The organism is Pseudomonas sp. PAMC 29040 (assembly GCF_003994535.1).
Classification (GTDB): Bacteria; Pseudomonadota; Gammaproteobacteria; order Pseudomonadales; family Pseudomonadaceae; genus Aquipseudomonas; species Aquipseudomonas paraversuta.
Genome location: NZ_RZAA01000006.1, coordinates 113,772 through 138,086, shown reverse-complemented (window position 1 = coordinate 138,086; position 24,315 = coordinate 113,772). Strand labels below are relative to the sequence as shown.

Here is a 24,315-nt window from a genome sequence, read left to right as displayed (position 1 = left end):
CTTAAACGCGTTCAGTCTCTGGACGCGCCATTCAATCAATTCGATTTCGCACACGCCATAAATCAACTGTGGGAGCGGGCCTGACGCGATGCAGGCAACGCCGGTTAACTGATCCACCGCGTCGCGCCCATCGCGGGCAAGCCCGCTCCCACAATGAATCAGCGATTGCCCGCTGTTTTCAGTTCGCCCGCCACTGCCCCAGGCGTGCCCGCAGTCGGGCGGCGCACTGGCTGTGCAGCTGGCTGACACGGGATTCGCTGACCCCCAGCACCTCGCCGATTTCCTTGAGGTTCAGTTCTTCGTCGTAATACAGCGCCAGGACCAGTCGCTCACGCTCCGGCAACAGGCTGATCGCGTCGGCCAGTGCTGTCTGGAAGCGTTCATCTTCCAGGTCCCGCGAGGGTTCCGGGTGAGCACTGGCACCATCCTCATGCAACCCTTCGTGCTCGCCGTCCTGCAACAGGTCGTCGAAACTGAACAGGCGGCTGCCCAGGGTGTCATTCAAAATGGCGTAATAATCATCAAGGCTTAACTGGAGTTCGGCCGCAACCTCGTGATCTTTAGCGTCACAACCGGTTTTTGCTTCAATTACCCGAATTGCGTCACTGACCATGCGGGTATTGCGGTGCACCGAGCGCGGCGCCCAGTCGCCCTTGCGCACTTCATCGAGCATCGCACCACGAATGCGGATACCGGCGTAGGTCTCGAAACTCGCGCCCTTGGTCGCGTCGTATTTGGTCGACACTTCGAGCAGGCCGATCATCCCGGCCTGGATCAGGTCGTCCACCTGCACGCTGGCGGGCAAACGCGCCAACAGGTGATAGGCGATACGCTTGACCAACGGTGCGTAGCGTTCGATCAGCTCATACTGGCTGTCACGCGACGCTTTGCTGTACATGCGATAGCCGCTGGCGGTCATCAGGGACGCCCTCCGCCTGCCTGTTGCACCAGGCGCTCGACAAAGAACTCCAGATGCCCCCGGGGATTGGCCGGCAGCGGCCAGGTGTCAACTTTCTGGGCGATGGCCTTGAACGCCAGGGAGCACTTGGAACGCGGAAATGCCTCGTACACGGCGCGCTGTTTTTGCACCGCCTTGCGCACACTCTCGTCGTAGGGCACGGCGCCCACGTATTGCAGGGCGACATCCAGAAAACGGTCGGTAACCTTGGTCAGTTTGGCGAACAGATTGCGCCCTTCCTGCGGGCTCTGGGCCATGTTGGCCAGCACCCGGAACCGGTTCATCCCGAAATCGCGGTTCAGCAGCTTGATCAGCGCGTAGGCATCGGTGATCGAAGTCGGTTCGTCACACACCACCAGCAGGACTTCCTGGGCGGCGCGCACAAAACTCACCACTGAGTCGCCGATCCCGGCTGCGGTATCGATCACCAGCACGTCGAGGTTATCGCCCAGGTCACTGAAGGCCTGGATCAAACCGGCATGCTGGGCCGGGCTCAGGTTGACCATGCTCTGGGTGCCCGACGCCGCCGGTACGATCCTGATCCCGCCAGGGCCCTGGAGCAGTACGTCGCGCAGCTCGCAACGACCCTCGACCACATCGGCCAGGGTGTACTTGGGGGTCAGCCCGAGCAGCACATCGACGTTTGCCAGGCCCAGGTCGGCATCCATCAACATGACGCGTCTGCCCATTTCGGCAAGCGCGATAGACAAGTTGACTGACACGTTAGTTTTACCGACGCCACCCTTGCCGCCGGTCACTGCGATCACCTGTACGGGATGCATGCTGCCCATGATCATTTTTTACCTTGTCTTTCTTAGACGCGGCTACAAAGGTTGGCTGCACGTGCCCCACTGGCACAACACCTTGCAGACCATCGATGTAGGTACATTGCTACGTAACCTTGAGTACCTCAGCCGACCTGTTTGGGAGGGCTTTGATAGATATCAGCGAACATGTCGGCCATGGCCTCTTCACTGGGTTCTTCCTGCATTTGCACACTCACGGCCCGGCTCACCAACTGGTGACGACGGGGCAAGTGAAGATCATCGGGGATCCGCGGACCATCCGTGAGGTAAGCCACCGGCAGCCCGTGCTGGATCGCCAGGCTCAGCACCTCCCCCAGACTCGCGGTTTCATCCAGCTTGGTCAGAATGCAACCGGCCAGCCCGCATCGTTTGTAACTGAGGTAAGCCGCCGTCAACACCTGTTTCTGACTGGTGGTCGCCAGTACCAGATAGTTGCGTGCCTTGATCCCGCGCCCCGCAAGACTTTCAAGCTGCAGGCGCAGTGCCGGATCGCTGGCCTGCAGGCCGGCGGTATCCACCAGCACCACGCGCTTGCGTACCAGCGGCTCAAGGGTCTGGCCCAACGACTGGCCAGGCGCAACGTGGGTCACGGGTACATTGAGAATTCGGCCCAGGGTCTTCAGTTGTTCCTGGGCGCCGATACGAAAGCTGTCCATGCTCACCAGGGCAATATTTTGCGCGCCGTACTTGAGGACGTAACGCGCTGCCAGCTTGGCCAGGGTAGTGGTTTTGCCCATGCCCGCAGGCCCCACCATGGCAATCACACCGCCCTCTTCCAGCGGTTCAAGCTCCGGGGTCGCGATCATTCGCGCCAGGTGGGCCAGCAACATCCGCCACGCCTGACGCGGTTCTTCAATTCCAGCCACTTGCGCCAGCAGATCCCGCGACAGCGGCCCGGACAAGCCAATGCGCTGTAAACGGCGCCACAAATTGGCTTGTGCAGGCTTGGCGGCCTGCAACTGGTTCCAGGCCAGCGAGCCCAACTGCACTTCGAGCAGTTCGCGCAGCACATTGAGTTCCGAGCGCATGTTGTCAAAGGCGCGCTGGTCCATCGAGGGCGCGGCCACAGGAGCAGGACGCGCCGGTTCCTGCGGCGCCGGCTCGGTCAACGGCTCGGCGGCGGTCAGCGGCAGACCGGCAAACAACTGGCGGCTGACATCGGCATCGCCATCCCCGCGCAAACTCAGTTCGGCCCGGGCCGAAACAATGCTGGACTGGGTTTTGCGCAGCTCTTCTTCCAGTTCCATATTCGGTACCCGCGGTGCCAGCGCCGACAGTTTGTAGTCCAGGGCGGCAGTCAACTCCACACCACCGGCGATCCGGCGGTTACCGATAATGGCGGCGTCGGCCCCCAATTCATCACGAATCAGCTTCATGGCCTGACGCATGTCGGCGGCGAAAAATCGCTTCACTTGCATAAATCAAACCCTCAGCCGTTAGGGCCTACTGTCGCAACAATCGTGACTTGCTTGTTATCAGGAATTTCCTGGTACGAGAGCACATGCAGGTTAGGCACCGCCAGGCGTCCAAACCGCGAAAGCATTGCACGTACCGGGCCTGCCACCAGCAAGATCACCGGGTTGCCTTGCATCTCCTGACGCTGGGCGGCGTCGATCAGCGAGCGCTGGAGTTTTTCCGCCATGCTTGGCTCCAGCAACACGCCCTCTTCCTGGCCTTGTCCGGCCTTTTGCAAACTATTGAGCAATATTTGTTCCAACCTTGGTTCCAAGGTGATCACAGGCAGCTCGGAGTCAACGCCTACAATGCTTTGCACGATTGCGCGGGACAGTCCGACCCGGACCGCAGCAACCAGCGCGGCAGTATCTTGACTCTTATGGGCATTGTTCGCGACGGCTTCGGCAATGCTTCGAATGTCGCGTACCGGTACCTGTTCTGCCAACAAGGCCTGCAACACCTTGAGCAACTGCGACAGGCTCAACACCCCCGGCACCAGCTCTTCGGCCAATTTGGGCGAGGCCTTGGCCAGCAGCTGCATCAACTGCTGCACTTCTTCATGACCGATCAGTTCATGGGAGTGCTTGTACAGGATCTGGTTCAAGTGGGTCGCAACTACAGTGCTGGCATCCACTACGGTATAGCCCAGCGATTGCGCCTGACTGCGCTGACTGATCTCGATCCACACGGCTTCCAGACCGAAGGCCGGATCTTTGGTGGTAATACCGTTAAGTGTGCCGAACACCTGCCCCGGGTTGATCGCCAGTTCGCGATCGGGGTAGATCTCGGCCTCGGCCAGAATCACCCCCATCAAGGTCAGGCGATAGGCGCTGGGGGCCAGATCGAGGTTGTCGCGGATATGCACGGTGGGCATCAGAAAGCCCAGGTCCTGGGACAGTTTTTTGCGCACGCCCTTGATCCGTGCCAGCAGCTGGCCGCCCTGATTGCGGTCAACCAGCGGGATCAGGCGATAGCCGACTTCCAGCCCGATCATGTCGATGGGCGTTACGTCATCCCAGCCCAGCTCTTTGCTCTCCTGGGCACGGGCCGGCGATGGCAGCAACTCTTGCTGACGCTGCACCTCTTGCAGGGCCTGGACCTTGACCACATTCTGCTTTTTCCACATCAGATAGGCCACGCCACCCGCAACGGCGGCCAGACTCAGGAAGGAGAAGTGCGGCATGCCCGGCACGATCCCCATGACCGCCATCAAACCGGCCGACACCGCCAGCGCCTTGGGCGAGGCAAACATCTGGCGATTGATCTGCTTGCCCATGTCTTCGGAGCCGGACGCGCGGGTCACCATGATCGCGGCAGCGGTGGACAGCAACAGCGATGGCAACTGCGCCACCAAACCGTCACCGATGGTGAGCAAGGCGTAGACCTTGCCGGCCTCGCCGAACGTCATGCCGTGCTGGAAAATACCGACGGCCATGCCACCGATCAGGTTGATGAACAGAATCAGCAAGCCGGCGATGGCATCACCGCGCACGAACTTGCTGGCGCCGTCCATCGAGCCGTAGAACTCTGCCTCCTGGGCAACTTCCTGACGGCGCTGCTTGGCCTGGGGCTGATCGATAAGACCGGCATTGAGATCGGCGTCAATTGCCATTTGCTTGCCGGGCATGGCGTCGAGGGTGAAACGGGCGCTCACTTCGGAAATACGTCCGGCACCCTTGGTCACCACCACGAAGTTGATGATCATCAAAATCGCGAACACCACGATACCGACTACGTAGTTACCGCCGATCACCACTTCACCGAAGGCCTGAATCACCTTGCCGGCGGCCCCGTGGCCTTCCTGGCCGTGAAGCATGACCACCCGGGTCGAAGCCACGTTGAGCGCCAGACGCATTAACGTGGCGACCAGCAAAATGGTGGGGAATACGGCAAAATCCAGCGGCCGCAGGGCATAGACACAGACCAGCAACACCACAATCGACAGCGCGATATTGAAGGTGAAAAACACGTCCAGCAGAAAGGCCGGGATTGGCAGCATCATCATTGCCAGCATCACCAGCAATAACAACGGCACGCCCAACTGTCCATGCCCCAAACCGGCCAGACCGTTGCGTGCGGTGTTGATTAACTGAGAGCGATCCAATGACATTGCGACAAACCTTTAGCAAACTTTTGACGCCATATGCGCCGTAAAGCCTGCCTGTGCAAGAAGCCTTCCAACTTTGGCAAATGGCCATGTCTATATTTCAGAGCTGCCGGGCGGCAGCCATATATACATAACCCTGCAGGAGCGAGCTTGCTCGCGAGCTGTTTGTCTGCAGATTGAAAAGCTCGCTCCTAGGGTCAAACGGGGCGCCGGTACTCAGTTCCAGCGCCACTCCCCAAGGTCGATCACCAGACACGCGCTGCTGCTGGAGCGGAATACCACATCCAGCTTGCGATTGGGCTCGTAGCGCTCAGATCCGCGACCACCGATCAAAATCGCACCACAGCGCCCATCGCCGATGTGCGGGCGCTCTTCCCACACCGGCACGCTGTCCAGCTGCAACTGGCGTATCAGCTTGTAGAGGATGAAACTGCGCACGCAGCGGCCATTGATGCCTTCGAAACTCAACGACTTGCGCAGAAAAGACATGATGGAGTCCCGCTCTTTGTAGCAGCGCTCCATGATCCCGGCGTAGTACTGCTCCCGGCCCAGGCCGTGGGGCACGGTGGGCAACGAGATCACCGCCAGCAAGTTCGAGCCCTCGGTACTGAAGCCGACAATATGCCGCCCCTGCAATTGTTCCAGCCAGAAAATGGCAAAGGTGCCGTCCAGAGCAGGGAATTTCGGAAACAACCCTTCGAGATCGACGTGAGCAATGTCACTCGAATCACTTAGCGCATAGGTTCTGATCGAACTTTCAGGAATAAGGGTTAACTCAATCGGCATAGCACTCTCCATTGCCTGCGCGCGAACTAAAAAGACATCGCATTCCAAGTTAAGCAGGTTTGGGGCAAGCCTCTACTGATCACGCCGTAAATCCGCCGGAATCGGCAAATCCTTGAGCGGATCCGGGCGCTTGCCCCGGCCCGCCTGATACTGGCGTATCTGGTACACATAGGCCAGAACCTGGGCCACGGCCAGATACAACCCGGCAGGAATCTCCTGATCCAGCTCCGTGGAGTGGTAGATCGAGCGCGCCAGGGCCGGAGACTCCAGCAGCAAAATATTATGCTTGGCACCAATCTCGCGAATCTTGAGTGCCAGAAAATCGCTGCCCTTGGCCAGCAGCATGGGCGCCGCGCCCTTCTCCGGATCGTATTTCAACGCCACGGCGTAGTGCGTCGGGTTGGTGATAATCACGTCGGCGTCGGGAATGGCACTCATCATGCGCCGCTGGCTCATTTCCCGTTGCAGTTGGCGAATCCGCTGTTTGACCTCGGGCCGACCTTCCTGATCCTTGTGCTCATCACGCACTTCCTGCTTGGTCATGAGCAGTTTTTTGTGGCTTTCCCACAGCTGCACCGGAACGTCCACCGCCGCAATCAGGATCAACCCGCAGGCCATCCACAGCGCACTCCAGGCAACCACTTGCACACTGTGGATTACCGCCAGCTCCAAAGGCTCATGGGCGATTCGCAGCAGGTCGTCGATGTCGGACTGCAACACCAGCAAGGCCACGATCAGGATGATGAAGAATTTGGCCAGCGCCTTCAGCAGTTCCACCAGCGCCTTGGCCGAGAACATGCGCTTGATCCCGGCAGCGGGGTTCATGCGGCTGAACTTGGGCGCCAGGCTGCCGGCAGCGAACAGCCAGCCCCCCAGGGCAATGGGCCCGACCAGGGCAGCAATCAGCAAGGTCACCAGAACCGGCTGCACGGCAATCAGCGCAACCTTGCCCGAGTGCAGCAAAAAAAGGCCCATGGAATCGGGATTGAGCAGGGTTTCGCGACTGATGCTGAAGTTGTAGCGCATCAGATCCATCATGTCCCGCGCCAGCGCGCCGCCAAAAATCAGCAGTCCGATAGAACCCGCCAGCATGATGGCCAGGGTATTCAGCTCTTTGGAGCGTGCGATCTCGCCCTTTTCCCTGGAGTCCTTTTTTCGTTTCTCCGTGGGGTCTTCTGTTTTATCGGCACCGCTCTCGCTTTCTGCCATGGCTATCGCGCCTGTGCCAGCTCACGTAAAAACTGCAAGGCCTCGGAGGCCAGCGGTTGATACTGATTGAGAATATCCGCCAGGCCGATCCACAGGATCACCATGCCCAGCACCAGAGTCAGCGGAAAACCGATCGAGAAGATATTGAGTTGCGGCGCCGCCCGGGTCATCACACCAAAGGCGATGTTGACCACCAGCAATGCAGTAATGGCCGGCAGCACCAGCAACAAGGCGGCACCCAGCACCCAGCCCAGCTTGTTGGCGATTTCCCAGTAGTGATTGGTCAACAAGCCACCGCCCACCGGCAAGGTAGTGAAGCTCTCGGTGAGCACCTCGAAGACCACCAGATGGCCGTTCATGGACAGAAACAACAAAGTCACGAGCATGGTGAAGAACTGCCCGATGACCGCCACGTTGACCCCGTTGGCCGGGTCGACCATGGACGCGAAGCCCATGCCCATCTGGATCGCGACAATTTGCCCGGCCACCACGAACGCCTGGAAAAACAGTTGCAGCGAGAAGCCCAGCAATGCGCCGATGATGATTTGCTCGGCAATCAGCATCAGGCCACTGAGGTCCAACGGGTTGACGGCCGGCAGCGGCGGCAGGCTGGGCAGGATTGCCAGGGTGATGGCCAGCGACAGAAACAGCTTGATGCGCTTGGGCACCAGGGTCGTGCCGATGATCGGCATGGTGGTCAGCAACGCGCCCACCCGGAACAGCGGCAGCATGAAGCTGGCGACCCAGGTGCTGATCTGCGCGTCCGTCAAAGCGAGCAGCGACATTTAGCCGATCAACTGCGGAATGCTGCCGTACAACTGCAGGATGTATTCCATAAAGGTCTGCACCAGCCAGGGCCCGGCAACGATCAGGGTGACCAGCATCACCAGCAACCGCGGAAGGAAGCTCAGGGTCTGCTCGTTGATCTGGGTAGCCGCCTGAAACATGGCCACCAACAGCCCGACCAGCAAACTGGGCACGACCAGCACCGCGACCATCACCGTGGTCAGCCACAGCGCGCTGCGAAACAGGTCAACCGCGACTTCTGGGGTCATTGCGCATTACTCCCGCTCATGGGGTCAAACTCCGCCGAAACTGCTGGCCAGGGTGCCGATAATCAACGCCCAGCCATCCACCAGCACGAACAGCATGATTTTGAACGGCAACGAAATGATCAGCGGCGAGAGCATCATCATGCCCATGGCCATCAGCACACTGGCCACCACCAGGTCGATGATCAAAAACGGGATGAAGATCATGAAGCCGATCTGGAATGCGGTTTTCAGCTCCGAGGTGACGAAGGCCGGCACCAGAATGGTCAGGGGCGCGGCATCCGGAGTGGCGATGTCGGTGCGCTTGGACAGGCGCATGAACAGTTCAAGGTCGCTGGTGCGGGTTTGCGCCAGCATGAAGTCCTTGAGCGGCACTTGCGCCTTGAGAATGGCGTCCTGGGCCGAGAGTTTTTCTGCCAGGTAAGGCTGCAAGGCGTCCTGGTTCACCTTGTCGAATACCGGCGCCATGATGAACATGGTGAGGAACAGCGCCATGCCGGTGAGAATCTGGTTCGACGGCGTTTGCTGCAGCCCCAGGGCCTGGCGCAGGATCGAAAACACAATGATGATCCGCGTGAAGCTGGTCATCAGCATGACGAACGCCGGAATAAAGCTCAGCGCGGTCATGATCAGCAAAATTTGCAGGCTGACCGAGTACTCTTGCTGGCCGTTGGCCCCGGTGCCCAGGGTGATCGCCGGAATCGACAGCGGATCGGCCCCGAACGCTACTGGTGCGAGCAACGTCAACAACAGCGCGACGACTAAACGCATTACGGCTTGTCCTTTTGCTGACCCAATACTTCCATCAATCGTTTGGCAAACTCGGGGGTCGCCGACTGCGTGGTACCCGGCACCTGCACCGGCTCCTTGAGCACGTGCAAGGGGGTGATACGCCCGGGCGTCAGGCCAAGCAGAATCTGCTCCTCGCCCACTTGCACCAGCACCAGCCGGTCGCGGGCACCCAGGGCCCGCGAACTGATCAACTCAATCACCTGCCCCTGTCGCGACCCGGTTTGCTGTACCCGGCGCAGCAGCCAGGCCAGGGCAAAGATCAGCCCCAGCACCAGCAACAAACCCATCACCAGCTGTGTCAGCTGCCCGCCGATGCCACTGCCGATCACAGGTGCAGCGACAGGGGTGGCGCTGGCCAGCGGCTCGGCCGCCAGCACGCTCAGGGGTAAAGCCAGTAAACCGCCGAGAAGCCGCTTCACTTAACGCAGCTTCTTGATGCGTTCGCTTGGACTGATCACGTCAGTCAGGCGGATGCCGAACTTTTCGTTGACCACCACCACTTCACCATGGGCAATCAGGGTGCCGTTGACCAGCACGTCCAGCGGCTCGCCGGCCAGACGATCAAGCTCGATGACCGAACCCTGATTGAGTTGCAACAGGTTGCGGATGTTGATGTCGGTGCTGCCCACTTCCATGGAGATGGAAACCGGAATATCCAGAATCACATCCAGGTTGGGACCATCCAGGGTGACCGGTTCGTTATTGCGCGGCACGCTGCCGAACTCTTCCATTGGCAAGCGGCTGGAGGCCGGCTTGGTGGCTGCATCGGCCGCCAGCAAGGCGTCGATATCCGCCTGCCCGACGTCGCCGGTTTCTTCCAGGGCCGCAGCCCATTCATCAGCCAGGGCCTGGTCTGCAGCACTTGTATCGTGTTCGGTAGCCATCGGGGAGTCCTCGGCGAGCAGTCAATCATTAACACAGCAATTTGGGGTGGACCGACGCCTAGCGCCGTCCGATGGGCTCAATCACTTGCAAGGCCAGATTGCCTTTGTGCGAGCCCAGTTTGACCTTGAACGAAGGCACGCCGTTGGCGCGCATCACTAGTTCGTCTTGTAGTTCGACGGGAATCACATCACCCGGCTGCATGTGCAAAATGTCCCGCAGACGCAATTGCCGGCGGGCCACGGTGGCGCTCAGTGGCACGCTGACATCCAGCACGTCCTCGCGCAAAGCCTTGCTCCAGCGTTCGTCCTGATCGTCGAGGTCGGACTGAAAACCGGCATCGAGCATCTCGCGTACCGGCTCGATCATCGAGTACGGCATGGTGACGTGCAGGTCTCCGCCACCGCCATCGAGCTCGATGTGAAAGGTTGACACCACGATCGCTTCGCTGGGGCCGACGATATTGGCCATTGCCGGGTTCACTTCCGAGTTGATGTACTCGAAATTGACTTCCATGATCGCCTGCCAGGCCTCCTTCAAATCGATGAAGGCCTGCTCCAGCACCATGCGCACCACCCGCAGTTCGGTGGGGGTGAATTCACGGCCTTCGATCTTGGCGTGACGGCCGTCACCGCCGAAGAAGTTGTCCACCAGCTTGAACACCAGCTTGGCATCGAGGATAAACAGCGCAGTGCCGCGCAACGGCTTGATCTTGACCAGGTTGAGACTGGTGGGCACGTACAGCGAGTGCACGTATTCACCGAATTTCATAACCTGTACCCCGCCCACTGCGACGTCCGCAGAGCGGCGCAGCATGTTGAACATGCTGATGCGGGTGTAACGGGCAAAACGCTCGTTGATCATTTCCAGGGTCGGCATGCGGCCCCGGACAATCCGGTCCTGACTGGTCAGGTCGTAACTTTTGACACTGCCGGGTTCGGCAGCTGCTTCGGCCTGTACCAGGCCATCATCGACACCATGCAACAGCGCGTCGATTTCATCCTGGGACAGCAGGTCTTGCACGGCCATGTCGTGATCCTACTGCAATACAAAGTTAGTAAAGAGCACCTGATCGACAACCACTTTTCCGAGTTCTTTCTGCGCCACTTCCTGAACGCTGGCAGTAGCTTTCTGACGAAGTATTTCCTGCCCCACCGGCGTCGCCAGGTCATCGAAGGTTTGCCCGGAGAACAGCATCACCAGATTGTTGCGGATCACAGGCATATGCACCTTGAGGGCGTTGAGGTCATTCTGGTCGCGCGCCTGCAAGGTCATGCTCACTTGCATATAGCGCTGGCGGCCATTGGCGTTGAAATTGACCACGAAGGCCGGCGCCATGGGTTCATAAATCGCCGGGAGCTTGATGTTTGCGTCAACCACAGGTGCGGACTCGCTCTTGGGGCCGCTCAGGAAATACCAGGTGGCGCCCACAGACAGGCCGATCGCCAGCAACACTGCCACTGCGACCAGGATGATCAGCTTCAATTTGCCTTTCTCGGCAGGGTCCTTCACTACGTCGCTCGTCGCCATGCCAATAATCCGTCGCTTTTCGGTTTTCACAGATGCTTGGGTAGGCAGAGCAAGTGTTATGCCAGAAGTGTCGGGATGTGGCAGAACACTGTAAGAGCACACCTGTGCAGGCGTGAGCCTGCTCGCCTGCACATTGAAAAAACCCGCGAGCAAGCTCGCCCCTAGAGGGGGAGCGAGGCTGTGGCTCAGGCGTAGTAATCCACCGCGCTGGAGCCGATAACCACACTCGGCGCTACGCTGCCGGTGGCCGCGATTGCCGGCTCATCTTCGCCGGCACCTTCAAGCCGGTGACCACCAGAGGGGTTCTGCGCCTGCTGCTCCTGGCCCTGCCCCTGCCAGTTGCGCGACTGGTCCGAGACGTTGACGTCGACCTGCCCCATGCCCTGCTGGGCGAACATTTCACGCAAGCGGTGCATCTGGTTGTCCAGCGCCTCGCGCACCCCGGCGTGGGCACTGACGAAGTTGACCTGCGCGCTCTGGTCGGGGGCGATGTTGACCCGGATATCCAGCCGCCCCAACTCCGCCGGCTGCAACTGGATATCTGCCGATTTCAGGTTGGCGCTGGACAGGTACATCACACGATTGACCACCTCTTCGGTCCAGCCGCTCTGATGCATGGCCAAAGGCTGGTTGACCGGCAATGCATTGGCGGTTTTGGGTACCGCCGCCTGGGTGAGTGCAGCCAGGCGACTGGCGAAGTCATCCACCCGGGTATCGCTGGACGCGCTCTTCAGGTCTTTGAGGCCATCATCGAGCAGCCCCTTGAATGCCTCCTCCCCCCCCTCGCCGGACGCTGAACCGTCGGCTTTCGGGTCGATCAGTATGGCAACCGCAGCGGTTTGCCCCTGAACAGTGGCCGGGGAATTCTCCAGTGCCGCATTTTTCCCCGGCGTCTGGCTACCGGCCGAGACATGCCCGCCCTGCTCCATGGCCAGGCGCACCGCAGGCATATCGTCCAGGGGATCGGCCTCAGGATCGAAACTGTCATCCTCCACCGGTGGCGGCTGCAGCTGTGCTTGCGCCGCAGCGGCCAGTTGCGCGGCTTGCACCTCGGGCTGCGCCGGCTCTACCGGCACTGCAGCTTCAGCCGCAGGCGGCGCTACCACTGCCTGCACCGGCACAGTCGCCTCGTCGCGTACCCCGTCAGCGGCATCTTGCTGACTTGCGCTGCCGGTGTCTTTGGTCTTGCCAGCAGGCAAGGTCTTGCCGCTATCGGCAACCGCCGGCGGTCTTTCAGACGCCTGGTCGCTGCCCTGATTACGCCTGGCGAGCGCTCCCGCAGAGGGTTCCCGCACATGACTCAAGGGCTTGGTTTCAGACGCTTTCGCATACACCCTGGAAAAGGGTTCAGCTCCGGATTTAGCGGGCTCGGTGCCAGACAGGGGAGTTTTGACCGCAGGCGTTTTGGACGCAGCAGTACCGGAGGTCTGAAGAAAGGGATTGGCGGCAAGGGGCATTAACAGGTCTCCACTGTACGGCTGGCATAGGTACAGGTGGATGAGTCAGAGCAAGGTTCGGGCCAGCTTTGGCCGAATCAGCCGGAGGCAAAGTTCGACGGATTGAAACGCTGGCGCTCGGCACGATAAAGACGACGCACCATCTGGTATTCATCGTCGATTTTGACGACCAGTTCCTTGATGCCGGCCAGCGGCTTCTTTTGCGCGCGCTCTTCAAGCAGGCCGCACAGATGCGCCAAACGAATGGCACCCATGTTGCTGCTACTGCCTTTGAAGCTATGGGCGACCAGACTCAGGTCGTGGGCTTCGTGTGTGCTGCGCAGTTGATCCAGGCGCTCTTCGGAATCAGAAAGAAAGGTGTCGAGCAAATCCTCAAACCCGCCTTCCATTACGTCCCGCAACGCACTGACTACCTTTGGATCCATATGAATGTCGGACACTTGTTCACTCCTTGATCAAGAATGATCGGATTATGCCAGAGCCTCCCATGAAAACTCTACGGTCGCACTGCGACCATCGGCGGACCATTGCGCTGCAGGGCACAGTTGGCGTACCAAACTCACCCCACGCCCCGACAGACGGTTCAGGTCCAGCGGTCTGGACAGCACTGTTGCAACATCAAAACCCTCACCACTGTCGTCTACCTGCAGCAATAAGCGCCCGCCCCGTGGCACAGGTTCGACCTGCACCCGCACCCGCACAAACCCGCTTCGCAGCGCTGCCAGACGTTCATTACGCAACTGGTAATAGCGGGCAAACCCCCGGGCATCTCGCTTGAGCCGTGAATCAAGACCCAGAACGCCGTGCTCCAGAGCATTGCTGTAAAGCTCGGACAGTACCGCATGAATCACTGCACCCCGGGCCCGCAAGCCGTGAACCTCCATCAGCAGTTGCAACAGATAGGGCAGCGGATTGAACCGTTGCAGCGTGGCCCCGCGGAATTCAAAGCTGGCCGACCAGTCCAGCGGGCTGCACTGGTCACTGTCTGAATAAGGCATGACCGGCACATCCAGAGGCTGCGGCAACTGTGACGTGATCTGCACCATGCTCACATCATCACGGGAATGACCCTGGAAATCGTGCAGGGCCTGTTCGACCTCGGCAATCAGCATGTGCGGCTGGCGATTGGCATCCAGTACCTGCTGCAAGCGCTCAACTCCGAACAGCTGCTCATCCGGGCCGCTGGTGTCGATCACACCATCGGTCAGTAAAAACAGTTGGTCACCGGGCAGCATTGGCCATACACGGGTGGAGTGATCGAAGGCTTCGGCACGCAATATGCCCAACGGCAGGTGCTGCGAGGTCAATGCCCTGCGCTGCTCCGTGGTCCGGGCTTGCAGATAGCCATCGGGCATGCCGCCGTTCCAGACTTCGACACTGCGCCGCTGGGCACTGACGCACAGCACCGTGGCGCAGCAAAACATGTCGACGGGCAGGATGCCCTGGAGCTTGGCGTTCATTTCCCGGAGCATTTCGGCCAGCCCGTAGCCTTTGGCCGTCATGCTGTAAAACACTTCTGCCAAAGGCATGGCACCAATCGCAGCCGGCAGGCCGTGCCCGGTAAAGTCGGCCAAAAGAAGATGGGTATCTCCGGTCGGGGTGTAGGCCGCCAGCAATAAATCACCATTGAACAAGGCATAGGGCGATTGCAGGTAACTGATATTGGGCGCACTCAGACAGCCCGCGTGTGCCACCCGGTCAAACACGGCCTTGGCCACCCGCTGCTCGTTGAGCAAGTAATCGTTATGCCGAGCGATCTGGTCACGCTGTTGCAGCACGGTTTCCTGCAGACGCCGCATCCGGTCCATCACGGTGATTTTCGCCGCCAGCAGCATGGGGTTGTAAGGCTTGCTCAGCACGTCGTCGCCGCCGACCTCGAGACTGCGGGCCAGGGCATCGGCCTGATTCAGGGACGTGAGAAAAATGATCGGTACCAGCACCTCGCCCGCCAATGCTTTGATCTGGCGCGCGGCCTCGAATCCGTCCATCACTGGCATCACAGCATCCATCAACACCAGCTGTGGACGCTCCCGGGCAAACAGCGCTACGGCTTCAGCACCATTGGCTGCCAGCAGCACGTTATGCCCCTGAAGCTGCACAATGCTCGACAACAGCAGGCGGTCAGCGCTGCTGTCCTCGGCAATCAACACGGTCAGGGAGGTGTTCACGTGATATCGAACAGTTTGTCGAAGTTGGAAATATTGAAAATCTTGAGTACATCCGGGTTGCTGTTGATCACCCTGATTTCTGCGTTGTCGCCGCCGGCATGGTCGCGCAGCAACAACAGCATGCCCAGCGCCGAACTGTCGACGTAGGTCGCTTCCTTCAGATCCACCACGCATTCGGTATCAGAGTCGAGCTTTTCGTAAGCCTCACGAAATTGCTGATGCTTGGCAAAGTCGAACCGGCCTTTGATCGCGATCGTCAGCTTGCGGCCATCTGCGGAGATTTCAGACGTCACTGCCATGGGGGAGCTCCCGTGTCGGGTTTCGGGTTGACCCGCAAACTATAGACGCTCTGAAACCCAGGGAGTGACGCCGCACAAACTCTGTAGGAGCGAGCCTGCTCGCGAGCCTGCTCGCTCCTACAGGAGAGGGGGGATTTCAGTAAGGATTGTTACGCGGTAAACGCTGGGACAGCTCGTCCATCAGTTTTTGCTCGCGCTTGTCTTCCAGCTGGCGGGCTTCTTCGGCGTAACGCTGGACCAGTTTGCGCAGCCCTTCCACCCGGGCATAGGCCTGTTGCCAGGTTTCGCGGGCCTTGTTGAGGTTGTTCTCATGCCAGACCAGGCTTTGGCGCTGCTGCCCGACGGCGGTTTCAAGCTGGTTGAGGAAGTATTGATAGTTGCGCAACCATTGCCCGGTGACGCCCTGGCTGCCGCGCTCAATCCATTGCGACTGGTATTCCCCGCGGAAGTTTTCCAGGTCGCCGAGTTTGCTGTTGGCCAGATTGACCTGGCCCTGGAAATGCCCCAGCCGCTGCGCTGCGGCCTTCTCGGTTTTTTCGGCCATGTCCACCACCGGCGCCAGACGCGCTGCCCTTCCATCACTGGCCATGGTCGATTAACCGCCCGCGGCCGGAGCGAAGATTGTCCCCAGATGACCAGCACTTTCACCCAGGCTGATATTGTCGTTCAGCCCCTGGCGCAGGTACGCCACCATCGCTGGCTGCAAGGCAATCGCGGTATCGGTTTCGCGATCGCCGCCGGGCACGTATGCCCCCACGCTGATCAAGTCCCGGGCCTGCTGGAAGCGCGACCACAACTGCTTGAACTGCTGGGCACGACGCATGTGTTCCGGGGTAACCACTGACGGCATCACCCGGCTGATGGACGCTTCAATGTCGATCGCCGGGTAATGACCTTCTTCGGCCAGACGCCGGGACAGCACAATGTGCCCGTCAAGCACGCCCCGCGCCGAGTCAGCGATCGGGTCCTGCTGGTCATCGCCTTCGGACAGCACGGTGTAAAACGCAGTGATCGAGCCGCCCCCGGCTTCGGCGTTACCGGCCCGCTCCACCAGCTTGGGCAACTTGGCAAATACCGAAGGCGGATAGCCCTTGGTGGCCGGAGGCTCGCCAATGGCCAAGGCAATTTCACGCTGGGCCTGGGCAAATCGGGTGAGCGAGTCCATCAACAGCAACACGTTCTTGCCCTTGTCACGAAAGTATTCGGCAATACGTGTGCAGTACATGGCCGCGCGCAGACGCATCAGCGGCGCATCGTCAGCCGGGGATGCCACCACCACAGAACGCTTGAGGCCCTCCTCGCCGAGGATGTGCTCGATGAATTCCTTCACCTCGCGACCCCGTTCGCCGATCAGCCCGACCACGATGATGTCGGCCTCGGTAAAGCGGGTCATCATGCCCAGCAGCACACTCTTGCCCACGCCAGTACCGGCAAACAGGCCCAGACGCTGTCCACGGCCGACCGTCAATAAACCGTTGATGCTGCGAATGCCCACGTCCAGCGGCACGCTGATGGGATCACGCTTGAGCGGGTTGATGGCCGGGCCATCCATCGGCACCCAGTCTTCGGCCTTCATCCCGCCCTTGCCGTCCAGCGGCCGCCCCGCACCATCGAGTACACGACCGAGCATGCTCATGCCCATTGGCAAGCGACCGTTATCGGCCAGGGGCACCACCCGGGCACCCGGGGCGATTCCGGCGACACTGCCAACGGGCATCAAAAAAATCTTGCTGCCCGAAAACCCCATCACCTCGGCTTCGACTTGCACCGGGTGAAAACTGTCATCGTTGATCACCAGACAGCGACTGCCCATGGCCGCGCGCAGGCCTTCGGCTTCCAGGGTCAGGCCGACCATGCGCAACAGGCGGCCTTCGACTACCGGCTGCGCGGGCAATGCGACCACCGGGGCATAGGCGCCCAGGCGCCTGGCGAAGCTGGTGCGCTTAAGGTGCATCGGGCTGGTCCAGATCGACGTCGATGTCCGGCGGCGCCGGGTGCAATGCCTGCTCGTGAAGCTGATCGAACAGCTGACTCATTGCCTGTTTGATCCGGGTTTCGATACTGGCATCGATGCGACTGTGTTCGGTTTCGATACGGCAGCCGCCCGCTTGCAGGCTGTCGTCTTCGACGATTTTCCAGCGTTCGTCGTGACGCTCGCGCAAGGCCTTGATCTGATCGAAGTCTTGGGGATTGATAAACAGGCGAATGTTATCGGCACCCATGGGCAACAGCTTCAGGCCCTCGCGCAATACCTGTTCGATCTGCCTGGAATCGGTTTTAAGTTCGCGCTGGATCACTTGGCGGGTCATGTGCTCGACCAGGCCGACCATGGCTTTTTCCAGCTGCTGGTCCTGCTCGGCCAGCGGCGCCATCAGGCTGCTCATCAAGCGTTCAAGGCTGGCCACCCTGGCCGCCAGAGCGACCTCGGCTTCCTGGCGCACCTTGAGCTGAGTGCTGTGAAAGCCTTCCTTTTCACCCGTGGCAAAGCCTTCGTTGTAGGCTTCCTGGCGGATGCTTTCGAGCTCCTCAAGGGTCAGCGGCTGGACTTCATCCAGCGGCACCTCCTGCATCTCGACCGGCGGCTCCTCGACCACCTCGGGCTCAACCTCGAGCGGCTCGCGCCACGGGTCAAAGCTGGGCAGGCCCCATACGTCGAAGGCCCCCACATCCTTGGCGCGAATCACATCTCCGGGCGACTCACCATTGCTCACTTAGATCATCTCTTCGCCGCCCTTCCCGCCGAGAACGATTTCTCCGGCTTCGGCCATTCGGCGGGCGATGGTGAGGATTTCTTTCTGTGCGGTTTCGACATCGCTGACCCGTACCGGGCCTTTGGCTTCCAGGTCGTCGCGCAGCAATTCGGCGGCACGCTTGGACATGTTCTTGAAGATTTTTTCCTGCACGTTCTCGTCGGAGCCCTTGAGGGCCAGTACCAGCACGTCCGAGGACACTTCGCGCAGCAGCGCCTGAATGCCGCGGTCGTCGACATCCGCCAGGTTGTTGAAGACAAACATGAGGTCTTCGATCTGCCCTGACAGGTCTTCGTCGATGTCGCGAATCGAATCCATCAGTTGAGATTCCATCGAGCTGTCGAGGAAGTTCATGATGTCGGCCGCCCGCTTGATGCCGCCCAAAGAGGTGCGCGCAGCGTTGGAGTTGCCGGAGAACTGCTTTTCGAGGATCTGGTTCAGCTCTTTAAGTGCCGCCGGCTGCACGGTGTTGAGCGAGGAAACGCGCAGGATGATGTCCAGCCGCGCCTTTTGATCAAAGTGGCCGAGCACTTCGCCCGCCTGATCGGGGTCGAGATAGGCCACCACAATGGCCTGAATCTGCGGGTGTTCAAAACGGATCACGTCCGCCACGGCACGGGGTTCCATCCACTTCAGGCTGTCGAGGCCGCTGGTGTTGCCACCCAGCAGGATGCGATCGATCAGGCCGTTGGCTTTGTCTTCGCCCAGGGCCGAGGTGAGCATTTTGCGAATGTAACTGTCGGAGCCGACCCCCAGGCTGGTCTGGTCACCGACGATCTCGACGAACTCGCTCATCACCTGTTCAACCTGCTCGCGGTGCACGTTGCGCATTTGCGCCATCGCCACACCCACCCGCTGGACTTCTTTGGGCCCCATATGGCGCAGTACCTGGGCCGCATCAGACTCGCCGAGGGACAGCAGCAAAATGGCTGCCTTGTCGACCCGGGTCAGCTTGGCGTTGGCAGCAGCTCGGTTATCACTCATCAGCGTTGATCCACTCTTTTACCACCTGAGCCACACGGCCCGGGTCTTCAGCCACCAGACTCTTGATGGCGTTCAACTGCGCGTCATAGCCTTCGCTCGGGCTCGGCAGCATGATGCTTTGCGGGCCCCCAAGGCTGACGCGATCGTTGGCCAGTTCGCCATCCAGGCTGCCCATCTCGGCATCACTGCCAATACCCGCCACCTGCTTGTTGCGGCCATGGCCGGTGATGTTGTTCAGCACCGGACGCAACACCCCGAACACCAGCACCAGAATGAACAGCACACCCAGCACTTGCTTGAGCACATCCCAGAACCAGGGCTGGGAATAGAACGGAATATCGGCAACCACTTCCGCGCGTTCGGTGGAGAACGGCACGTTGATCACGCTGACACTGTCGCCACGACTGGCATCAAAACCCACCGCGTCCTGCACCAGCCGGGTAAAACGTGCCAGTTGATCGCTGGTCCATGGCACCTGGGTAACTTCACCGTTGGCCGGGTTGATGTTGACCTTGTCGTCGATCACCACCGCCACGGACAGGCGATTGACCCGACCCTGCTGCTGCTTGGTGTGGCTGATGGAGCGGTCCAGTTCAAAGTTGCGGGTCGATTGCGAGCGCTTGTCTGCCGGGTACGGGGCCAACATCGGCTGGCCGGTCGCCGGGTCCATGATTTGTTGACCATTGGCATCCAGCAGCGGTTGGCCGGGCTGAATCATGCCCGCGCCTGCTGCACCGCCCTGGGCGGTTTGTTGCGGCGCCGACGCCGGGCTCGGGGGCTGATTGCTCAGTGCCCCGGGAACGCCCTGGGGGCCATTGCTGGCGGTGCGCTGCTCGCTGGTGGATTGCTCGCTGCGCAGGGCCGGCTGATCCGGGTTGAACTGCTCGGAGGTGGACTCGACTGCGCTGAAATCAACATCGGCAGACACTTCCGCCTTGTAGCGGTCATTGCCCAGCACCGGCTGCAGGATGTTGTGCACCCGCTGGGTCAGCATGCTTTCCATGCGTCGGCTGTAGTCGAACTGCTTGCCGGCCATGGTCAGCTCGGAGTTTTGCGCCTGATCGGACAACAGGTTGCCTTTCTGGTCGACAACCGTGATCTGCGACTTGTTCAGCTCCGGAACGCTGGTGGCCACCAGATTGATGATCGCCTGCACCTGGCCCGGCTCCAGCGAACGGCCGCCGTACAGCTCGACCAGCACCGAGGCGCTGGGCTTGCGCTCATCGCGCACGAACACCGAGCTCTTGGGGATCGCCAGGTGCACCCGGGCGCCCTTGACGTTGTTGAGGCTGGAAATGGTGCGCGCCAGTTCGCCTTCCAGGCCACGGCGATAGCGGGTGGCTTCCATGAACTGGCTAGTGCCCAGGCCCTGGTCTTTATCCAGGATTTCAAAGCCGATATTGCTGTCGGTAGGCGTGACGCCGGCGGCGGCAAGTTTTAGCCGGGCACGGGAGACGTCATCGGCCTTGACCAGCAAGGCGCCAGAGTTGGGCTCAACGGTGTAGGCAATGTCGGCGGCGGCCAGGGTTTCCATGACCTGCTTGGCATCCATACCGGCCAGGCTGCCGTACAGCGGCCGGTAATCGGGTTGTTGCGACCACAGCACCACGGCAAAGCCAATCGCCACGCTCGCAGCCAGACCGACCATAAGGCCGACCTGACGCAACATGGTCATTTCGGCCAGGTTGTCCAGAAAAGACAACCCGAACAGCGGCGCTTTGCCGCCGGCCGGGCCTGGATTGGCCGGAACGTTATCCGGGAGTGCATCAGCCATGACTTAATATCGTCCTTAAACCGGCATCTGCATGATGTCTTGGTACGCCTGAACCAGCTTGTTACGCACTTGGGTCAATGCCTGAAAGGAGACGCTGGCTTTTTGCGACGCAATCATCACGTCAGTCAGATCAACGCCGGTTTTGCCGATTTCGAACGCGTTCGACAACTGACTCGACGCCTGCTGCGTCTCACTGACCTTGTTGATCGCATTGCCGAGCATGTCGGAGAAGCTGCTGGCACCCGCTTCGGGAACGGCCTGCACAGCCGATTTCGGTTGGGCCATGGCGTCCATTTGCATGGCCCGCATGTCCAACATCAATCGATTAAATTCAATACCTTGGCTCATGGACGACTGCCTCCGACGACCCGCAATTTTTTGACACTTTCACAACGCATCCTGGGGTGTAGCAACAAGGGTGCCAGCTCTTTGTCGTTTTCGAAGAATTAACGTTACCAATCGTCGCAGACAGAAACTCCCGTTGTCGCTGAAGAGGCACCAGGCTGCGATCGGATGCGCAGCGGCCGCGAAGCCAGAACAACGCCATCGCAGCCTCGTCAGCGACTACAGCCACGGCCCCGGTTACGTCGCGGCAAACAGGCAGGCCTCGACATCCATCCCGGCATCGCGCATTTGCGCCAGCTTGTAGCGCAATGTGCGCGGGCTGATGCCCAGACGCTCGGCGGCCTCTTTGCGACGGCCGCGCTCGGCGCGCAAGGTCTCGATGATCATCTCGAACTCGCGGCGACGCAGATCATCACCCAGCGCTCCCGACGACTCGGCCGTATCAAGCGGCAAGGATTCGACCAAAACCGGCAATGGCGCGCACGCCACCGGACCTGCCAGGCAGAAGTCCGGCGCTTCAATCAAACCGCCCTGCTGCAGGATCAGCGCCCGCTGAATCGCGTTGTCCAGCTCCCGTACATTGCCCGGCCACGCATAGGTGGTCAGACAGGCTCTGGCCTGGGGCGAAAAGCGCACCGCGGTGTGCTTCATTTTGCTGATGTACTTGGCCAACAAGCGCTCGGCCAACGGCAGGATGTCCGCGGTGCGCTCGCGTAACGGGCGCCAGGCCAGAGGAAAGACCGAAAGCCGGTAGTACAGGTCCTCGCGAAAACGCCCCGCTGCCACCTCCCCCGCCAGATCACGGTTGGTGGTGGCGACTACGCGTATATCCAGCGCAATCGGCTTGCGCCCGCCGACCCGCTCGACTTCGCGCTCTTGCAGCACCCGCAACAATTTGGCCTGCAACCCCAGGGGCATTTCGCTGATTTCGTCGAGCAGCAAGGTGCCGCCGTCCGCCTGTTCGAACTTGCCCGCCTGCGCCGCAATGGCCCCGGTAAACGAGCCTTTTTCATGGCCGAACAAGGTGGCTTCGAGCATGTTGTCGGGGATTGCCGCGCAGTTGATTGCCACAAACGGCTGACTGCTGCGGTGCGAATGCTGGTGGATGTAGCGCGCGAGCACTTCTTTGCCGGTGCCCGACTCGCCCGAGATCAGCACCGTGGAGTCGCTGCGGGCCACTCGCGCCGCCAGATCGAGCAATTGCAGGCTGGCCGGCTCAACCGCCACCGGTCCCTGGCTGTCTGCCGCCCCAAGGCTACCCAGCGCATGCCGGGCGACCAGATCCAGCAGCGCCCGGGGCTCAAACGGCTTCACCAGATAGTCCGCCGCACCCTGGCGCATGGCATCCACGGCGCGCTCGACGGCGCCATGGGCGGTCATCAGCAACACCGGCAATTGCGGCTGGCTGACACGCAACCGGCCAAGCAATTGGTGCCCGTCCATACCGGGCATATTGACGTCGCTGATCACCAGGCTGAATGACTCGCCAGCAACTGCCTCCAGCGCTTCTTCGGCCGATGCCACCGCGCGAAAACCGTGCCCGGCCAGCAACAGGGTGTCCGCCAGGGCTTCACGCAGAGCGCGATCGTCTTCGACCAGTAAAACCTTGATTGCCATCGCCATCAGTTTTCCTGCGCCTCGCCTGGAATCAGCGGCAAGCTGAGCAAGGCACAAGTGCCGCGCCCCGGCCGCGAGTGTAAAAGCAGCTGACCCTGATGGGCCCGGGCCACTGCATTGACCACCGCCAGGCCCAGCCCGGTACCGGTGGCCCTGGTGGTGAAAAACGGCTCGCCCAGACGCTCCAGCACCTTGGGCTCGATGCCGCTGCCGCTGTCACTGACGCACAGGCGCAAGGTGTTGTCACGGGCGTACAGATGAACCTTGAGCCGCACCTGAGGTGTACCGGCTTGCAGGGCATTTTCGATCAGGTTGAGCAATGCACCGACCAGGGTGTCGCGGTTACACAACACAAGACCGCCATAAGCGTCGCACTGCCAGCGCATCGACACGCCCTGAACATGGGTCTGGGCTGCGGCTTGAAGGGCCTGCATCAAGGCCTTGGGGGCAACTTTATCGGTCAGCGGCAGCTCGCCACGGGCAAACACCAGCATGTCGCGCACCTGGTGCTCCAGCTCATGCAGACGTTCCTTGAGACGCCCGGCAAAGCGCTGCTGGGTTTCGACGGGAAGCACCTGTTCAGTCAGATGGCTGGCGTAGATCAGTGCCGCCGACAGCGGCGTGCGGATCTGATGGGCGAGCGAAGCGACCATGCGCCCCAACGAAGACAAACGCTCATGGCGGGCGAGTTGATCTTGCAGGCGCCGGGTTTCTGTCAGGTCGTTGAGCAATACCAGTTGCCCGGGCTCAGCATCCAGCGATCGGGTGGCAATCGACAGGCGCCGCCCGTCTTTAAGCGATACCTCGTGCCCGTCATCTTCACGGGGGGCAAAGCAGCGGGCGATCACGTGGCGCCACAGCTCGCCCTCCAGGGGCAAGCCAAGCAGCTCGCTGGCCGCAGGATTGGCCTCGCGCACAAGGCCGCGGTCATCAATCACGATGACCCCGCCCGGTAATAGATCGAGGAGGTTTTGCAGGCGGTTGGCCAGCCGTTCTTTCTCTGCAAGTTCCGCCATGCGTTGGGCGCTGACAAATGCCAGTTCACCTTTAAGCTCGGTGACCCGGGCTTCGAGCAGACTGTAGGAATCGGTCAACTGGGTCGACATTTGATTGAACAGCGAGAACGCGTGCTCCAGTTGCGCCGGAGTAGACGGCGTAGCCCCCAGCGACATGGCTTGCCCTGCGAGATCAGGGCCAGAGGACTGTTGGGCTATGTGCGGCATGGGGCGTTCTCGCTTGGCTGACCGTCATAAAACGGTTCGTTGACCCAAGCGGTGCAATACCCGTGCCTAAAGAAGCGGCTTGAAACTGTACCGGCGCAAGCCCGCGGGTGATGGCGGCTTC

25 protein-coding genes are annotated in these 24,315 nt (G+C 60.5%); all 25 read right to left on the bottom strand.

Annotated features, from left to right (window positions below):
* Positions 1–178 precede the first annotated feature (178 nt).
* Complete coding sequence (gene fliA, locus WG29040_RS12770) at positions 179–922, bottom strand: RNA polymerase sigma factor FliA (protein ID WP_232286857.1); 744 nt, start codon at positions 920–922, stop codon at positions 179–181.
* Positions 919–1,749, bottom strand: coding sequence for a flagellar synthesis regulator FleN (fleN, locus tag WG29040_RS12765; protein WP_003441882.1), 831 nt, complete (start codon positions 1,747–1,749; stop codon positions 919–921). The genes fliA and fleN overlap by 4 nt, the downstream gene beginning before the upstream one ends.
* Positions 1,750–1,868: 119 nt before the next feature.
* Complete coding sequence (flhF, locus tag WG29040_RS12760) at positions 1,869–3,182, bottom strand: flagellar biosynthesis protein FlhF (protein ID WP_003441881.1); 1,314 nt, start codon at positions 3,180–3,182, stop codon at positions 1,869–1,871.
* Positions 3,183–3,193: 11 nt separating this feature from the next.
* Entirely contained in the window at positions 3,194–5,323 is a 2,130-nt protein-coding gene (flhA, locus tag WG29040_RS12755) for a flagellar biosynthesis protein FlhA (RefSeq protein ID WP_003441880.1), read from the bottom strand.
* Between the two features lie 219 nt (positions 5,324–5,542).
* Entirely contained in the window at positions 5,543–6,112 is a 570-nt protein-coding gene (locus WG29040_RS12750; protein ID WP_010656434.1) for a hypothetical protein, read from the bottom strand.
* Positions 6,113–6,184: 72 nt separating this feature from the next.
* Positions 6,185–7,321 (bottom strand): flagellar biosynthesis protein FlhB, encoded by a 1,137-nt coding sequence (flhB, locus tag WG29040_RS12745; RefSeq protein WP_003441878.1) that lies wholly within the window; start codon positions 7,319–7,321, stop codon positions 6,185–6,187.
* Between the two features lie 2 nt (positions 7,322–7,323).
* Positions 7,324–8,106 carry a flagellar biosynthetic protein FliR gene (fliR, locus tag WG29040_RS12740; RefSeq protein ID WP_003441877.1) on the bottom strand — a complete coding sequence of 261 codons (783 nt, stop codon included), beginning with the start codon at positions 8,104–8,106 and terminating at the stop codon, positions 7,324–7,326.
* A complete protein-coding gene (fliQ, locus tag WG29040_RS12735) occupies positions 8,107–8,376 on the bottom strand; it encodes a flagellar biosynthesis protein FliQ (protein ID WP_003441876.1) in 270 nt (89 codons plus the stop codon).
* A 24-nt stretch (positions 8,377–8,400) separates the two neighbouring features.
* Complete coding sequence (gene fliP, locus WG29040_RS12730; protein ID WP_003441875.1) at positions 8,401–9,144, bottom strand: flagellar type III secretion system pore protein FliP; 744 nt, start codon at positions 9,142–9,144, stop codon at positions 8,401–8,403.
* Entirely contained in the window at positions 9,144–9,584 is a 441-nt protein-coding gene (gene fliO / locus WG29040_RS12725) for a flagellar biosynthetic protein FliO (RefSeq protein ID WP_127196236.1), read from the bottom strand. The genes fliP and fliO overlap by 1 nt, the downstream gene beginning before the upstream one ends.
* Entirely contained in the window at positions 9,585–10,049 is a 465-nt protein-coding gene (gene fliN / locus WG29040_RS12720) for a flagellar motor switch protein FliN (protein WP_003441873.1), read from the bottom strand.
* Positions 10,050–10,107: 58 nt separating this feature from the next.
* A complete protein-coding gene (gene fliM, locus WG29040_RS12715) occupies positions 10,108–11,076 on the bottom strand; it encodes a flagellar motor switch protein FliM (RefSeq protein ID WP_127196235.1) in 969 nt (322 codons plus the stop codon).
* A 9-nt stretch (positions 11,077–11,085) separates the two neighbouring features.
* Positions 11,086–11,577: a flagellar basal body-associated protein FliL gene (fliL, locus tag WG29040_RS12710; protein ID WP_003441871.1), complete on the bottom strand. Its 492-nt coding sequence runs from the start codon at positions 11,575–11,577 to the stop codon at positions 11,086–11,088.
* A gap of 185 nt (positions 11,578–11,762) precedes the next feature.
* Positions 11,763–13,034, bottom strand: a complete 1,272-nt coding sequence (locus WG29040_RS12705) for a flagellar hook-length control protein FliK (protein WP_127196234.1) — start codon at positions 13,032–13,034, stop codon at positions 11,763–11,765.
* A 77-nt stretch (positions 13,035–13,111) separates the two neighbouring features.
* Positions 13,112–13,474: an Hpt domain-containing protein gene (locus WG29040_RS12700; protein WP_003441860.1), complete on the bottom strand. Its 363-nt coding sequence runs from the start codon at positions 13,472–13,474 to the stop codon at positions 13,112–13,114.
* 30 nt (positions 13,475–13,504) lie between these two features.
* Positions 13,505–15,202 carry a fused response regulator/phosphatase gene (locus WG29040_RS12695; protein WP_127196233.1) on the bottom strand — a complete coding sequence of 566 codons (1,698 nt, stop codon included), beginning with the start codon at positions 15,200–15,202 and terminating at the stop codon, positions 13,505–13,507.
* On the bottom strand, positions 15,199–15,501 hold the full coding sequence (locus tag WG29040_RS12690) for an STAS domain-containing protein (protein WP_003441855.1): 303 nt from the start codon (positions 15,499–15,501) through the stop codon (positions 15,199–15,201). The genes WG29040_RS12695 and WG29040_RS12690 overlap by 4 nt, the downstream gene beginning before the upstream one ends.
* Before the next feature lie 136 nt (positions 15,502–15,637).
* Positions 15,638–16,090 (bottom strand): flagellar export protein FliJ, encoded by a 453-nt coding sequence (gene fliJ, locus WG29040_RS12685; protein WP_003441852.1) that lies wholly within the window; start codon positions 16,088–16,090, stop codon positions 15,638–15,640.
* 6 nt (positions 16,091–16,096) lie between these two features.
* On the bottom strand, positions 16,097–17,455 hold the full coding sequence (gene fliI, locus WG29040_RS12680; protein ID WP_003441848.1) for a flagellar protein export ATPase FliI: 1,359 nt from the start codon (positions 17,453–17,455) through the stop codon (positions 16,097–16,099).
* A complete protein-coding gene (gene fliH / locus WG29040_RS12675) occupies positions 17,445–18,212 on the bottom strand; it encodes a flagellar assembly protein FliH (RefSeq protein WP_003441846.1) in 768 nt (255 codons plus the stop codon). The genes fliI and fliH overlap by 11 nt, the downstream gene beginning before the upstream one ends.
* Positions 18,213–19,235 carry a flagellar motor switch protein FliG gene (gene fliG / locus WG29040_RS12670; protein WP_003441844.1) on the bottom strand — a complete coding sequence of 341 codons (1,023 nt, stop codon included), beginning with the start codon at positions 19,233–19,235 and terminating at the stop codon, positions 18,213–18,215.
* Entirely contained in the window at positions 19,228–21,009 is a 1,782-nt protein-coding gene (gene fliF / locus WG29040_RS12665; protein WP_003441841.1) for a flagellar basal-body MS-ring/collar protein FliF, read from the bottom strand. The genes fliG and fliF overlap by 8 nt, the downstream gene beginning before the upstream one ends.
* A 15-nt stretch (positions 21,010–21,024) precedes the next feature.
* Complete coding sequence (fliE, locus tag WG29040_RS12660) at positions 21,025–21,357, bottom strand: flagellar hook-basal body complex protein FliE (RefSeq protein WP_003441837.1); 333 nt, start codon at positions 21,355–21,357, stop codon at positions 21,025–21,027.
* A 234-nt stretch (positions 21,358–21,591) separates the two neighbouring features.
* Positions 21,592–22,971, bottom strand: a complete 1,380-nt coding sequence (locus tag WG29040_RS12655) for a sigma-54 dependent transcriptional regulator (protein ID WP_003441834.1) — start codon at positions 22,969–22,971, stop codon at positions 21,592–21,594.
* Positions 22,972–22,976: 5 nt separating this feature from the next.
* Entirely contained in the window at positions 22,977–24,143 is a 1,167-nt protein-coding gene (locus tag WG29040_RS12650) for a PAS domain-containing sensor histidine kinase (RefSeq protein ID WP_003441830.1), read from the bottom strand.
* Between the last annotated feature and the right edge of the window lie 172 nt (positions 24,144–24,315).

What these genes read in the sequence shown, in the direction of transcription:
- WG29040_RS12690 (WP_003441855.1), bottom strand. Translation starts at nt 15,501, where the DNA reads ATGGCAGTGACGTCTGAAATCTCCGCAGATGGCCGCAAGCTGACGATC.
- fliQ (WP_003441876.1), bottom strand. Translation starts at nt 8,376, where the DNA reads ATGACCCCAGAAGTCGCGGTTGACCTGTTTCGCAGCGCGCTGTGGCTG.
- flhF (WP_003441881.1), bottom strand. Translation starts at nt 3,182, where the DNA reads ATGCAAGTGAAGCGATTTTTCGCCGCCGACATGCGTCAGGCCATGAAG.
- fliR (WP_003441877.1), bottom strand. Translation starts at nt 8,106, where the DNA reads ATGTCGCTGCTCGCTTTGACGGACGCGCAGATCAGCACCTGGGTCGCC.
- fliP (WP_003441875.1), bottom strand. Translation starts at nt 9,144, where the DNA reads ATGCGTTTAGTCGTCGCGCTGTTGTTGACGTTGCTCGCACCAGTAGCG.
- WG29040_RS12750 (WP_010656434.1), bottom strand. Translation starts at nt 6,112, where the DNA reads ATGCCGATTGAGTTAACCCTTATTCCTGAAAGTTCGATCAGAACCTAT.
- WG29040_RS12655 (WP_003441834.1), bottom strand. Translation starts at nt 22,971, where the DNA reads ATGGCAATCAAGGTTTTACTGGTCGAAGACGATCGCGCTCTGCGTGAA.
- fliF (WP_003441841.1), bottom strand. Translation starts at nt 21,009, where the DNA reads ATGGCTGATGCACTCCCGGATAACGTTCCGGCCAATCCAGGCCCGGCC.
- fleN (WP_003441882.1), bottom strand. Translation starts at nt 1,749, where the DNA reads ATGGGCAGCATGCATCCCGTACAGGTGATCGCAGTGACCGGCGGCAAG.
- flhB (WP_003441878.1), bottom strand. Translation starts at nt 7,321, where the DNA reads ATGGCAGAAAGCGAGAGCGGTGCCGATAAAACAGAAGACCCCACGGAG.
- WG29040_RS12705 (WP_127196234.1), bottom strand. Translation starts at nt 13,034, where the DNA reads ATGCCCCTTGCCGCCAATCCCTTTCTTCAGACCTCCGGTACTGCTGCG.
- fliM (WP_127196235.1), bottom strand. Translation starts at nt 11,076, where the DNA reads ATGGCCGTGCAAGACCTGCTGTCCCAGGATGAAATCGACGCGCTGTTG.
- fliE (WP_003441837.1), bottom strand. Translation starts at nt 21,357, where the DNA reads ATGAGCCAAGGTATTGAATTTAATCGATTGATGTTGGACATGCGGGCC.
- fliL (WP_003441871.1), bottom strand. Translation starts at nt 11,577, where the DNA reads ATGGCGACGAGCGACGTAGTGAAGGACCCTGCCGAGAAAGGCAAATTG.
- WG29040_RS12650 (WP_003441830.1), bottom strand. Translation starts at nt 24,143, where the DNA reads ATGTCGCTGGGGGCTACGCCGTCTACTCCGGCGCAACTGGAGCACGCG.
- fliJ (WP_003441852.1), bottom strand. Translation starts at nt 16,090, where the DNA reads ATGGCCAGTGATGGAAGGGCAGCGCGTCTGGCGCCGGTGGTGGACATG.
- fliI (WP_003441848.1), bottom strand. Translation starts at nt 17,455, where the DNA reads ATGCACCTTAAGCGCACCAGCTTCGCCAGGCGCCTGGGCGCCTATGCC.
- fliG (WP_003441844.1), bottom strand. Translation starts at nt 19,235, where the DNA reads ATGAGTGATAACCGAGCTGCTGCCAACGCCAAGCTGACCCGGGTCGAC.
- fliN (WP_003441873.1), bottom strand. Translation starts at nt 10,049, where the DNA reads ATGGCTACCGAACACGATACAAGTGCTGCAGACCAGGCCCTGGCTGAT.